Source organism: Marinobacter arenosus (assembly GCF_019264345.1).
Lineage (GTDB): Bacteria > Pseudomonadota > Gammaproteobacteria > Pseudomonadales > Oleiphilaceae > Marinobacter > Marinobacter arenosus.
Window position 1 is genome coordinate 18509 of the sequence record NZ_JAHVAO010000005.1, and the last position, 12880, is coordinate 31388.

Genomic DNA, 12880 nt, shown 5'->3' on the forward strand with positions numbered 1-12880 from the left:
ACTCAGACCTCTTCTTCTACCGCGGGCTTGTCCAGTTCAAACTCACTATGCAGTGCGCGAACCGCCAGCTCGAGATACTTCTCATCGATCACCACGGAAATCTTGATTTCCGATGTGGAGATCATCTGAATATTGATGCCCTCATTGGACAATGCTTCAAACATACGGGTGGCCACACCCGCGTGGGACCTCATGCCGACGCCGACAATGCTGACCTTGGCAATCTTGCTGTCGCCACCCACCTCACGGGCACCCAGTTCATCCGAGACGCGCTGCAGCACGTCCTTCGCCCGCTTGAAATCGTTCCGATGCACAGTAAACGTGAACGCGGTCTTGTTATCTTCGCCCACGTTCTGAACAATCATGTCTACTTCAATATTAGCATCGCTTACCGGTTTCAGAATGCGCAATGCACTGCCCGGCGTGTCAGGCACGCCGACGATGGTCAGCTTGGCTTCGTCGCGGTTAAAAGCGATGCCGGAAACAACCGGTTGCTCCATGGCGTTTTCATCCTCAAGAGTGATCAGGGTACCTTCGCCTTCCTGGAAGCTGGAAAGAACCCGTAATGGAACGTTGTATTTGCCTGCAAATTCTACCGACCGAATCTGGAGCACCTTGGAACCCAGACTCGCCATTTCAATCATTTCTTCGAAGGTTATACGGTCCAGGCGGCGAGCACTATCAACCACACGGGGGTCGGTTGTATAAACGCCATCAACATCCGTGTAGATCTGGCACTCGTCTGCCTTGAGGGCTGCAGCCAGAGCCACGGCCGTCGTATCTGACCCACCCCGACCCAGAGTCGTGATATTGCCGCATTCATCAATGCCCTGGAAACCCGCCACAACCACAACCCGTCCGGCGTCCAGATCTTCCCGCATGCGCTGCTCATCGATCTGCTTTATCCGCGCCTTGGTGTGGGTACTGTCGGTCACAATCCGAACCTGGGATCCGGTGTAGGATCGTGCATCACAGCCCCGTTTCTGCAGCGCCATGGACAACAACGCAATGGTTACCTGCTCGCCGGTTGAGACCAGGACGTCCATTTCACGGGGCGTCGGCTCCTCCATGATGTTACTGGCCAGTGCAATCAGGCGATTGGTTTCGCCACTCATGGCCGAAACCACCACGACGACATCATGACCTTCTTTCCGGAACCGGGATACCTTGTCGGCAACCGCTTCAATTCGCTCGGTTGTGCCAACCGAGGTGCCACCAAATTTCTGAACCAACAGCGCCATTTTTTCCAATATCCAAAACGGGGGCTTACAGCGAAGCAGGGCCTCGCCAGTCACACGTTAAAACGAGCGGGATTATAAACCCCTGCCCGCCCTCACAAACAGTTGCTTATCCAATATTTTCTTCAACCCAGGCAGGAATACCGGCGAGAGCCTCCGCCAGCTTGCTCGGATCGTTACCGCCACCCTGGGCCATATCCGGCCGGCCACCGCCTTTGCCGTCAACCTGTGCCGCCAGGTGCTTCATGAGGTCTCCGGCCTTGATCCGGCCCGTGGCGGACTTGGTCACACCGGCCACCAGCGTCACCTTGCCATCCTCAACACTGGCGAGGACAACCACGCCTTCGCCCAGCTTGTTCTTGAGCTGGTCGGCGGTTTCCATCAGGGCTTTGCGATCCGCGCCTTCCAGCTCGGAGGCGACCACTTTCAGGCCGGCAACGTCTACCGCCGAACCCGCCAGATCGCTACCCGCAGAACTGGCCAGCTTGGCTTTAAGGGCGTCCACTTCCTTTTCTAGCTGGCGATTGCGATCAAGGGTCTGCTGGACCTTCTCGATAACGGTGTCACGCGTCGCCCGGACCAGGCCTGCGGCATTGCGCAGGGTGCGCTCGGTGCTGTCGACCCATTCCAGCGCACCGAAGCCGGTGACCGCCTCGATCCGACGGACACCCGCCGAGATACCACTCTCCGAGGTAATGCGAAACAGACCAATGTCGCCGGTTCGGGCCACGTGGGTGCCGCCGCACAATTCCACCGAGTAACTATCGGTGCCCATGCTGAGCACGCGCACGGTATCGCCGTACTTCTCGCCAAACAGCGCCATGGCGCCCTTTTCCTGGGCTTTCTCCATGTCTGTAATTTCCGTCTGAACCGGGGTGTTATCGAGAATCTGCTCGTTCACCTGGCGTTCGATTTCCTTAAGCTGCTCAGGCGTGACCGGCTCGAAGTGAGAGAAATCGAACCGCAGCTTGTCAGGATCGACCAGCGATCCTTTCTGGGTAACGTGCTCGCCCAGGATCTTGCGCAGCGCCGCATGCAGGAGGTGGGTCGCGGAATGGTTGCGCTTGGTGCGCTCGCGACGGGCATGGTCAATCCGGGCATCGACTTCCAGGCCCGGGAACAATTCCCCTTCAATCAGGGTACCCACGTGCAGGTGGTTATCCCCTTCCTTGCGCGTATCAGTCACCTTGAAGCGGCCGCCGCTCCAGGTCAGCAGGCCGGTATCGCCAACCTGGCCACCGGATTCGGCGTAGAACGGCGTGCGCTCGAGCACCACAACGGCTTCATCACCCGCCTCGGCGTTCTTCTCTTCACCGCCGACAATCACGGTGCGAATGCGTTCGTGGCCATCAATATGATCGTACCCGGTGAACTCGGTCTTGCCCTCGATGTTGAGGCCGGCCGCGTTATAATCGATGCCAAACTTGCTGGCCGCCCGGGCGCGCTCGCGTTGGCGCTCCATGGCTTGCTCGTAGCCCTCGTAATCCAGGGTCAGCCCGCGCTCCCGGGCAATGTCGTTGGTCAGATCAACCGGGAAACCGTAGGTATCATAGAGTGTGAAGATCGTTTCGCCGGGAATCACGTCACCCTTGAGTTCCGCAATGTCCTGCTCCAGCAGGCGCAAGCCCTTGTCGAGGGTCTTGGCGAACTGCTCCTCTTCCTGCAGCAAAACCTTCTCGATCTGCTTGCGGCTGTTGACCAGTTGCGGGAAAGCCTCGCCCATCAAATCGGCCAGCGCGCCGGTCAGCTTGTAAAAGAATGGCTGGGTGGCGCCCAGCTTGTTGCCGTGGCGGGCGGCTCGACGAATGATCCGACGCAACACAAAGCCGCGACCCTCGTTGGATGGCATTACCCCATCCGAGATCAGGAAGGCGCAGGAACGAATGTGGTCAGCCACGACGCGCAGGCTGGCCTCGGTCGTGGCAACCCCACCAAGCACGTCGGAGGCGGCCTTCAGCAGATCCTGGAACAGATCGATTTCGTAGTTGCTGTGAACGCCCTGCAGTACCGCGGCAATCCGCTCCAGGCCCATGCCGGTGTCCACCGAGGGCTTGGGCAGTTTCATCATCTCGCCGTCGGCGGTGCGGTTGTACTGCATGAACACGACGTTCCAGATCTCGATGTACCGGTCGCCGTCTTCCTCGGGACTGCCGGGAGGGCCACCGGCCACATCCGGACCATGATCGTAGAAGATTTCCGTACAGGGCCCGCAGGGGCCGGTGTCGCCCATCTGCCAGAAATTATCCGAGGCGTAGCGGGCACCCTTGTTGTCACCAATGCGGACAATCCGATCGGCCGGCACGCCGATTTCCTTGTTCCAGATGTCGTAGGCTTCGTCATCGTCGGCGTAGACCGTCACCCACAGTTTCTCGCTCGGCAGCTTGAGCCACTGGTCACCGGTCAGGAAGGTCCAGGCGTAGTTGATGGCCTCACGCTTGAAGTAATCGCCAAAGCTGAAGTTGCCGAGCATCTCGAAGAAAGTATGGTGGCGCGCCGTGTAGCCGACGTTTTCCAGATCGTTATGCTTGCCGCCGGCCCGGACACATTTCTGGGTGGTGGTCGCCCGGCTGTAGTCGCGCTCTTCCCGGCCCAGGAACACATCCTTGAACTGGTTCATTCCCGCATTGGTAAACAGCAACGTGGGATCGTCTGCCGGTACCAGCGAACTGCTTGGCACAATGGTATGACCTTGCTGTCTGAAATAATCGAGAAACGCCTGTCGCAACTCTGCGGTTTTCATAGCCCTTTGATACCTTTCCAGAAACTCGCCGTGAAACCGGCGGGTCCGCGATTGAATACGAATACTTACATGCGTGTGCAAATCCGCTACTCTAGCACACGCCGAGAACAGGAAAAACGTGAAACATCACAGGAGAATCCATGCCCCGACGCTTCCATGACGCCGAGGAACTATTACCCCCAGCCACGCTATTAAAACGCGCCCTCGCCATCATCTATGACGGACTGATCAGCATCGCCGTCTTACTCGTAGCCACCTGGGCCTACACCATGGTCGGCGGCTGGATTACCGGCTGGGATCGTTTCGAGGAAATGGCGGAAGCCGGGCAACTGTCGGGGGATCCAGGCCTGACCTTCGTGCTGTTCCTGGTGCTCTATGTGTTCTTCGCCTACTTCTGGACGCGCATTGGTCAGACGCTGGGCATGCAGGTCTGGCGCATTCGGATCGAGAACCTCGACGGCACGTCCGTCAGCTGGAGCCAGGCCCTGCGCCGCTATGTGACCGCCGCGGCCATTTTCTTTATCGCCCTCCTGGCGGGCTACTACGTAGGTCCGATAACGCTGCTGATTACCTTGCCGGCCATGATTGCCCTGTTCATGCCCATCAACGGCCTGTCCCTCACGGATCGGCTGTCGAACAGCGTGGTCGTTCAGGTCCCCAAGGAAACCAAATGACTGCCCGGGCCGCTAACCGGCCCGGCGCATCAGGACCGCACCCACTGCGGCATTGACTGCAATCGGGACCAACACGGCCAACATCGGATTGAAACCGTACACCAGGCTCATGGGGCCGAGCAGATCCTGCATGTATTTGAACAGCAACCCCACCAGCAGCCCCGTAAACACCCGGAACCCCATGGTCACCGACCGCAGGGGGCCGAAGATGAACGAGATCGCGACCAACACCATCACCGCCGTTCCGAGCGGCATCAGGGTCTTTTTCCAGAACGCCAGCCAGTACCGTGCCGCGTTCAGATCCTGATCCTCAAGGTACCTGGCGTAAGTGAAGAGACCGGACATCGACAGATTTTCCGGCTTGACGATCAGCACACTCAGCACGCTCGGCGACAGCCCCGTCTCCCAACGAAGTGACGGGTTCCGAACCAGCGTGGTTCCGGTTTCCTCGATACGGGTTGTGCGGACGTTCTCCAGACTCCAGTGGTCACCCTGGAAAATCGCACGCCGGGCGAAACTTGATGACAGGAGCTCCCGCTCCTCGTTAAACCGGAACAGCGACACTCCGTGCAGCACGCCGTTGGGCTGAACCGCGTTGAGATGAATGAACACATCCCCTTCCCGGTGCCAGACCCCGGTTGCCGAGGCCACATTGCTGCCTGCCCCCAACGCTACGGCCTTGTCGCTCTGAGCCAGCCGTTCAGCCGGCGGCGCGATGTACTCACCAATCAGGACACCCAGCACCACGACCACCAGTGCCGGCTTCATGGCGGACCAGACGATGCGCTTGAGCGATACCCCGGCGGCCCGGATCACGGTCAGTTCGGAGGAACTTGCCATGGAACCGAGCCCCACCAGGCAGCCCATGAAGGCGCCCAGGGGCAGATAATCGTAGATACGACGGGGAAGCGTCAGGGCCACGTACCAGAGCGCCTCGAGGGTCTGATAGTCGTTGCGGGTATCCTCCAGTTCCGCGATGAAACCGAAGATAAGATCAAGGGAGAGCACCACCACCATGACCAGAAACATCGCACCACCGACGGTGCGCATGACATAACCATCGATTCTACGCATGGGCCCGGGCCTCCTTCAGGGCGCGACGCCGATGCAGCCAGGCGGGACCGAACTGCAACCAGAGCCCGAAAGCAAGAAACAGCGCGTGCACCCAGAGCATGCCGATCCATTCGGGCACCTTGCCGTCCGCCAGGGCATCCCGGGCGACAATCAACAGGCCCAGGTAGGTGATGTAAACCAACATCGCCGGCAGCAGATGAAAGAACCGACCCTGGCGCGGGTTAACCCGGCTCAATCGCACCGCCAGAAGCGTCACGATCGGCACAATCAAAGGCAGGGAGAAACGCCAGTGCAGCAGCGCCCGATCCTCGAGATTGTCAGAGTCCATCAGGGCCAGTGTGCTGATCCCCTCTTCCAGCTCACGGGTTCCCTTTTCACCGCTTTCAATCTTCAGCCCGTAGGCCTCGAAACCGGTCACGTTGTACTCGAGCTGACCCGGCGTGCCGTCGAAACGCCCGCCACCCTCGAGAATCAGAAACCGGCTGCCGGTCTCTCGGTCGATGAGCTGAGATCCCGATTCGGCGGTAAAAATGGTTACGCCCTCGCCATCTTTGCCGTACTCGGCAATGAATACGCCCTGCAACTCACGTTTGTCGTCGCTCAATCCCTCCGTGTAGGTCACACGGCCACCGGCACTGAAATCCTGGAAACGCCCCGGAACCAGCATCTCGAACTCGGTCGCCTGGCGCTGTTCATTGAATATTTGCTCCACCTGTTTCATGCCCCAGGGCGACACGTAGAGGCTCATGGCCCCGACCACCGCCATCACCGGCAGGCTGCCCAGCAGGGTTTTCAGCAGCAGTTGCCGGTCACTGACGCCGCAGGCGAACAACACGGTCATTTCACTTTCGAGATACATCCGGCCATACGCCAGGAGAATGCCGATGAATAGCCCCAGAGGCAGGATGAGCTCCAGAAACCCGGGGAACCGGTACGCCATGATCGAAAACAGGACATCGGCGGCAATTTCGCCCTCGGCAGCACTGCCCAAGTATTTGAGGAAGCGGCCACTCATAAACACCAGCAAGAGGATGCCGGAAACGGCAACCATACTGATCATCACCTGGCGAACTAGATAACGGAAAATAATGCTCAAATGGGTCTCTCTGCCAGTGCCGGTAAAATCATGGAGGAAACAGTTAACTGCGCGTATTCTATGTAACCTTTGGGCCGAATGACAGAGTGGAACGCTTACGGTCAGGCCAGACTGCACAGGCAGGCCTGCCGGTTGATAAATTCCCTGCCAACCCCAATGCTAAACTAGATCGGAAATCCCCTCCGCCCACTGCGGACAGTTCTTCAGAACAATCAACAGGAGTTGCCATGAATTTCAGCCTGAGCAGTAAAGCCATTGTCAGCACGAAAGCCGACTGCCTTGTGATCGGTCTTCCCGAGAAAGGCACCTGGCCGGAGTCCACGACTCAGGCGGACGACGCTCTGGGCGGTTTGATCAAGACGCTCCAGAAGAACGGTGACATCACGGGCAAGAATGCCACCACGCGCACCATTCCACTCAGCGACCGGCCCTGGAGCCGTCTGCTGGTCGTGGGTACCGGTAAAGACAGCGAGCGCACGCCGGCAACCTACCGGAAGGCCCTGATCGCGTTGGTCGGTGCGTTGAAGGATGGCCCCTCGAAAACGGCCCTGGTTACCCTGGCAGACACCCCCGTCAGTGGCCCGGACGCGGTGAGCTCCGAGGAAGCCCGCCTGAACCTGATTGGTCGCACCCTGGAAGAGCAGCTGTACACCTTCACCGAGTACAAGAGCGAGAAGCCGGCGGCCCGCAAGCTGAACAAGGTTCTGGTCACTGCCTCTGGCGGCGGCAAGGCTCTGAAGGACGCCTTCAACCTCGGCCTGGCAACCGGCCGAGGCATGAACTTCACCCGGGACCTGGGCAACACCCCGCCCAACATCTGTCACCCGGAATGGCTCGCCCAGCAGGCCAAAAAGCTCGCCAAGGACCACGACTGCATCAAGACCGAAGTGCTTGATGAAAAGCAGATGGAAAAGATGGGCATGAACACCATCCTGGCCGTTGGCAAAGGCAGCACCCAGCCCCCGCGCCTGATCGTGATGGAGTACCGCGGCGGCAATCCAAAAGACAAGCCTCAGGTGCTGGTCGGCAAAGGCATCACCTTCGACACCGGCGGCATCAGCCTGAAGCCGGGTGCCGGCATGGATGAGATGAAATACGACATGGGTGGCTCCGCGGGGGTGTTTGGCGCCATGCAGGTGCTGGCCGAGACCAAGCCCAAGATCAACGTTGTGGCCGTCATAGCCGCAGCTGAAAACATGCCGGATGGCGGCGCCTGCCGCCCTGGCGATATCGTGACCACCCTGTCCGGCCAGACCGTTGAGATTCTCAATACCGACGCCGAAGGCCGGCTGGTCCTGTGTGACGCCCTCACCTACGTCAAGAAATTTGATCCCGCGGCGGTGATTGATATGGCCACGCTGACCGGCGCCTGCATCGTTGCCCTGGGCCACCACGCCTCCGGCCTGCTCTCCAACAACGACGAGCTCGCCAACGAACTGCTTGCAGCGGGTGAGCGGGCGGACGATCGGGCCTGGCGCCTGCCGCTCTGGGACGACTACCAGAGCCAGCTGGACAGCAACTTTGCCGACATGCAGAACATCGGCGACCGATCCGCCGGCACCATCACGGCCGCCTGCTTCCTGTCCCGATTCACCAAGGAATACCGCTGGGCCCACCTGGACATCGCGGGGACCGCCTGGCACTCCGGCAAGGCCAAGGGCGCATCCGGCCGCCCGGTTCCCCTGCTGGTCGACTACCTGATGTCCCATGCCGGCAAGTAACCCCAGCGATCATCCGGAGGCCGGCAGCTCTGCTGCCGGCGCCTCCGGACAAACCGACCCCAATCAGCGTTACTGGTTCCACATCCTCGCCCAGAATACGCCGGCGGCCCGCAACCTCCACGCGGCCAAACTGGTGGACAAGGCCTGGCAGCAGGGAGATCGCGTCTGCATCGTCTGCGACACCATGCAGCACGCCCAGGAACTGGACGACCTGCTGTGGAATTTCAGCCCGGATGCGTTCATTCCCCACAGCGTGGTACCGGATTCCGCCACCACCTGCACGGACCCCGTTGGCATCTTGCTGTGCCCGCCGGGCGCGGAGGATTGGGACACGGTCATCATCCTGTCCAGCACGCTGCCCGCCGATGCGGACCGGTTCAAGCGACTGGCCCTGGTTGCCCATAACGAACCCTCCGTGCTGAACCAGGCCCGCTCCCATTTCCGGCAACTGCGGGCACTGGGCATTGAGGCCCGGGTTCACGACCAGAGAAAGCGCTGAGGTTCGCCGCAACCCGGACGACCATGTATAATCGGGCGTCTTAATTTCCCCTTGCGAATCAACCAACGGTCACCAGCAGAAACCCATGGAAAAAACCTACCAGCCAGAAAATATCGAGCGCCAGTGGTACGAGAACTGGGAATCCAAAGGGTACTTCCGCCCTTCCGGTGAAGGTCAGTCCTATAGCATTGCCATCCCGCCGCCCAACGTCACCGGCAGCCTGCACATGGGCCATGCGTTCCAGCACACCATCATGGACACCCTCACCCGCTACAAGCGCATGCAGGGCCGCAACACGCTCTGGCAGGTAGGCACCGACCACGCTGGCATCGCCACCCAGATGGTGGTCGAGCGCAAGTTGGCCGCCGAAGAGGGAAAAACCCGTCACGACCTGGGCCGCGACGAGTTCATCAAGCGCATCTGGGACTGGAAAGAGCATTCTGGCGGCACCATTACCCGCCAGATGCGTCGCCTGGGCAACTCCGTGGACTGGGATCACGAGCGTTTCACCATGGACGACGGTTTCTACAAGGCCGTGCAGGAAGTCTTTATCCGCCTGTACGACGAAGGCCTGGTGTACCGTGGCAAGCGCCTGGTGAACTGGGACCCGAAACTGCACACCGCGATCTCCGACCTTGAGGTGGAGAACAAGGAAGAAAAGGGATTCTTCTGGCACCTCCGGTATCCACTGGCCGACGGCGCAACAACCAAAGACGGCAAGGACTACGTGGTGGTCGCCACCACTCGCCCGGAAACCATGCTGGGCGACACCGCCGTGGCGGTGCACCCGGATGACGAGCGCTATCAGCACCTGATCGGCAAACACGTGATGCTGCCGCTGGTGAATCGCAAGATTGCCATCGTGGCGGACCACCACGCCGACCCGGAAAAAGGCAGTGGGTGCGTGAAGATCACGCCCGCTCACGATTTCAACGACTACGCCGTGGGCAAGCGCAACAACCTGCCCATGATCAACGTGATGACCCAGGACGCCAACATCCGGGACGTCGCGGAGGTATTCAATTCCGATGGTACCGAGAACGGCGATATTGACGGCCAGATGCCGTCCGCTTACGCCGGCCTGACCCGCGAGGAGGCCCGCAAGGCCATCGTCGCCGATCTCAGGGAAGCCGGGTTGCTGGAACGGGAAGAAGACCACGTGCTGAGCGTGCCCCGTGGCGACCGCTCCGGCCTGATCATCGAGCCGATGCTCACCGATCAATGGTTCGCCGATGCCAGGACACTGGCCAAGCCGGCCATCGAGGCGGTGGAAGACGGCCGCATCCAGTTCGTGCCCAAGCAGTACGAGAACATGTACTTCTCCTGGATGCGCGACATCCAGGACTGGTGTATCTCCCGTCAGCTCTGGTGGGGGCATCGCATTCCCGCCTGGTACGACGTCGAGGGCAACATCTACGTCGGTCGCAGCGAAGAGGAAGTGCGCCAGAAGCACAGCCTCGCCGCCGACCTTGAACTGGCCCAGGACGATGACGTACTGGACACCTGGTTCAGCTCGGCACTCTGGACCTTTGGCACCCTGGGCTGGCCGGAAATCACCGAACGCCTGAAGAACTTCCACCCCACCGATGTGCTGGTCACCGGTTTTGACATCATCTTCTTCTGGGTCGCCCGGATGATCATGATGACCATGCACTTCATGAAGAACGAAGACGGCACACCTCAGGTGCCCTTCCACACCGTGTATGTCACCGGCCTGATCCGGGACGAACACGGCGACAAGATGTCCAAGTCCAAGGGTAACGTCATTGACCCGCTGGACATGATCGACGGCATCGGTCTGAACGACTTGCTGGAGAAGCGGACCGGCAACCTGATGCAGCCGAAACTGGCCGAGAAAATCGGCAAGCGCACCCAGAAGGAATTTCCCGAAGGCATCGCCGCCCACGGCACCGATGCCCTGCGTTTCACCCTGGCGGCCATGGCCACCACCGGGCGCGACATTAACTGGGACATGAAGCGGCTGGAAGGTTACCGGAACTTCTGCAACAAGCTCTGGAACGCTGCCCGCTATGTGCTGATGAACACCGAAGGCGAAGACTGCGGCGTGAACGACGAGTCCGTGGAATTGTCCCTGGCGGACCGCTGGATCATCAGCGAACTGCAGAACTGCGAGCAGGATGTGGTTCGCCATCTGGACCAGTACCGCTTCGACCTTGCCGCCTACGCGCTCTACGAGTTCATCTGGAACGAGTACTGCGACTGGTATCTGGAACTGTCCAAGCCGGTCCTGAATGATGAAAACGCCAGTGCCGAAGCCAAGCGCGGCACCCGCCGCACGCTGGTTCGGGTGTTGGAGGCGGTGCTGCGGGTGGCCCATCCGATCATGCCGTTCATCACCGAGGAAATCTGGCAGCGCATTGCACCGCTGGCCGGCAAGTCGGGCGACAGCATCATGCTGCAACCTTACCCCCAGGCGGACAGCAGCAAGCAGGATGCCGCCGTGGCGGCGGACATCGAGTGGCTCAAGGGCGTGATCGTCGCCGTGCGCAATATCCGTGGCGAGATGAACATCTCCCCGGCGAAGAAGATCCCGGTTCTGCTGCGCAGCAAGGACGCAGACGACAAACGCCGTATGGACGACAACCGTCAGTTCCTCGCGTCGCTGGCCAAGCTGGAAAGCCTGGATTGGTTTGATGGCGACAAGGCGCCGATGTCGGCAACTCAGCTGGTTGGCGAGATGGAAGTACTGGTGCCCATGGCCGGCCTGATCGACAAGGACGCCGAACTCAAGCGCCTGGACAAGGAGCTTGAACGCCTGCAAAAGGAGATCGGACGGCTGGAAGGCAAACTGAGTAATGAGAAATTCACGGCAAAGGCACCGGCCGAAGTCGTGGAGAAAGAGCAGGAAAAGCTCCGGGATGCTCAGGGTAGCCTGGCCCGTCTGAGCGAACAGCGGGCCGACATCGAGGCCATGTAACGGCATGATTGCCATTCTTGGAGCAGGCGCGCTGGGGCGGCTTTGGGCCGCCTCGCTGCCTGCCCACGAAACCGTCTTTGTTCCCAGACCGGCAACCTCGCCCAGCGAGCCTTTGGCGTACACGTTCCAACGTCTTGACGGCACAGAACACCCGGTTTCCGTACCCTGGCTCACCGCCTCAGATACGCCGGGCCTGGTACTGGTCATGACCAAAGCCGGGGATACGCGGGAGGCGCTTGAGGCCATTGCGGCCGCCCTGCCCTCGACAACCCCCATTGTGCTGTTTCAGAACGGCCTTGGCAGCCAACAGGCGGTTGCGGAACGCTGGCCAGACCGGCCGGTACTGGCCGCCAGTACCACCGAGGGGGCCAACCGGCCGTCACCGGATCGGGTCGTTCACGCTGGTGCTGGCGAAACCTGGGTTGGCGCGCTCACCGACGTCGGGCGGGCTTACACAGCCCCCGTGGTTGAACGCCTGAGCGTCAGCGGCCTGAGGATCCACCCGGAAAACAACATCCTCGGCCGACTCTGGCAAAAGCTGGTGATCAATGCCGGCATCAACCCGTTTACCGCGATTCTCGACTGCCCCAACGGCGACATAGTGTCTGCGGACTTTTTCCAGACCCACATCGACGACCTGTGCCGGGAAATCGCTCAACTGATGGCCGCAAGCGGTCAGACGGCCAGTGAACCCGCAGATCTCAGAGCCCGAATTGAAGCGGTGGCGCATGCCACTGCCGGCAACACCTCCTCCATGCGCAGTGATATGCTGCAGGGGCGAACCACCGAGATTGATTACATCAACGGCTACCTGGTGCGCCTGGGTCAGTCCCTGGGAATTCCGACACCGGTGAACCAAATGCTGACAGAACGGGTAAAACAACTGTCAACACGCTAACA

9 protein-coding genes are annotated in these 12880 nt (G+C 60.3%); 5 read left to right on the forward strand and 4 right to left on the reverse strand.

All coding sequences use genetic code 11. The annotated features are described in order from the left end of the window. Positions 1-2: 2 nt before the first annotated feature. Both KXD86_RS18315 and alaS read right to left on the reverse strand, forming a co-directional pair. Entirely contained in the window at positions 3-1241 is a 1239-nt protein-coding gene (locus KXD86_RS18315; RefSeq protein ID WP_218637584.1) for an aspartate kinase, read from the reverse strand. Between the two features lie 106 nt (positions 1242-1347). Next, positions 1348-3978, reverse strand: a complete 2631-nt coding sequence (alaS, locus tag KXD86_RS18320) for an alanine--tRNA ligase (protein ID WP_218637585.1) — start codon at positions 3976-3978, stop codon at positions 1348-1350. 140 nt (positions 3979-4118) lie between these two features. Between alaS and KXD86_RS18325 the strand changes: the two genes are divergently transcribed. After that, positions 4119-4652 carry an RDD family protein gene (locus KXD86_RS18325; protein ID WP_218637586.1) on the forward strand — a complete coding sequence of 178 codons (534 nt, stop codon included), beginning with the start codon at positions 4119-4121 and terminating at the stop codon, positions 4650-4652. 12 nt (positions 4653-4664) lie between these two features. On the opposite strand, the gene lptG is transcribed toward KXD86_RS18325, so the two are convergent. Beyond that, positions 4665-5726, reverse strand: coding sequence for an LPS export ABC transporter permease LptG (gene lptG / locus KXD86_RS18330; protein WP_218637587.1), 1062 nt, complete (start codon positions 5724-5726; stop codon positions 4665-4667). Next, positions 5719-6822 (reverse strand): LPS export ABC transporter permease LptF, encoded by a 1104-nt coding sequence (lptF, locus tag KXD86_RS18335; RefSeq protein WP_218637588.1) that lies wholly within the window; start codon positions 6820-6822, stop codon positions 5719-5721. Before lptF ends, lptG begins: the two co-directional genes overlap by 8 nt. 227 nt (positions 6823-7049) lie before the next feature. On the opposite strand from lptF, the gene KXD86_RS18340 reads away from it, so the two are divergent. From KXD86_RS18340 to KXD86_RS18355, 4 genes are all read left to right on the forward strand, one after another. After that, a complete protein-coding gene (locus tag KXD86_RS18340) occupies positions 7050-8543 on the forward strand; it encodes a leucyl aminopeptidase (protein WP_218637589.1) in 1494 nt (497 codons plus the stop codon). After that, on the forward strand, positions 8530-9042 hold the full coding sequence (locus KXD86_RS18345; protein ID WP_218637590.1) for a DNA polymerase III subunit chi: 513 nt from the start codon (positions 8530-8532) through the stop codon (positions 9040-9042). The genes KXD86_RS18340 and KXD86_RS18345 overlap by 14 nt, the downstream gene beginning before the upstream one ends. A gap of 85 nt (positions 9043-9127) precedes the next feature. Continuing rightward, positions 9128-11980, forward strand: a complete 2853-nt coding sequence (locus KXD86_RS18350) for a valine--tRNA ligase (protein ID WP_218637591.1) — start codon at positions 9128-9130, stop codon at positions 11978-11980. Positions 11981-11984: 4 nt separating this feature from the next. After that, positions 11985-12878, forward strand: coding sequence for a ketopantoate reductase family protein (locus KXD86_RS18355; protein ID WP_218637592.1), 894 nt, complete (start codon positions 11985-11987; stop codon positions 12876-12878). The last annotated feature ends 2 nt before the right edge of the window (positions 12879-12880 follow it).

Bases quoted from the DNA above. Each gene is read 5' to 3' on its own strand.
- KXD86_RS18315 (WP_218637584.1), bottom strand. From the start codon at position 1,241: ATGGCGCTGTTGGTTCAGAAATTTGGTGGCACCTCGGTTGGCACAACC.
- alaS (WP_218637585.1), bottom strand. From the start codon at position 3,978: ATGAAAACCGCAGAGTTGCGACAGGCGTTTCTCGATTATTTCAGACAG.
- KXD86_RS18325 (WP_218637586.1), top strand. From the start codon at position 4,119: ATGCCCCGACGCTTCCATGACGCCGAGGAACTATTACCCCCAGCCACG.
- lptG (WP_218637587.1), bottom strand. From the start codon at position 5,726: ATGCGTAGAATCGATGGTTATGTCATGCGCACCGTCGGTGGTGCGATG.
- KXD86_RS18340 (WP_218637589.1), top strand. From the start codon at position 7,050: ATGAATTTCAGCCTGAGCAGTAAAGCCATTGTCAGCACGAAAGCCGAC.
- KXD86_RS18345 (WP_218637590.1), top strand. From the start codon at position 8,530: ATGCCGGCAAGTAACCCCAGCGATCATCCGGAGGCCGGCAGCTCTGCT.
- KXD86_RS18350 (WP_218637591.1), top strand. From the start codon at position 9,128: ATGGAAAAAACCTACCAGCCAGAAAATATCGAGCGCCAGTGGTACGAG.
- KXD86_RS18355 (WP_218637592.1), top strand. From the start codon at position 11,985: ATGATTGCCATTCTTGGAGCAGGCGCGCTGGGGCGGCTTTGGGCCGCC.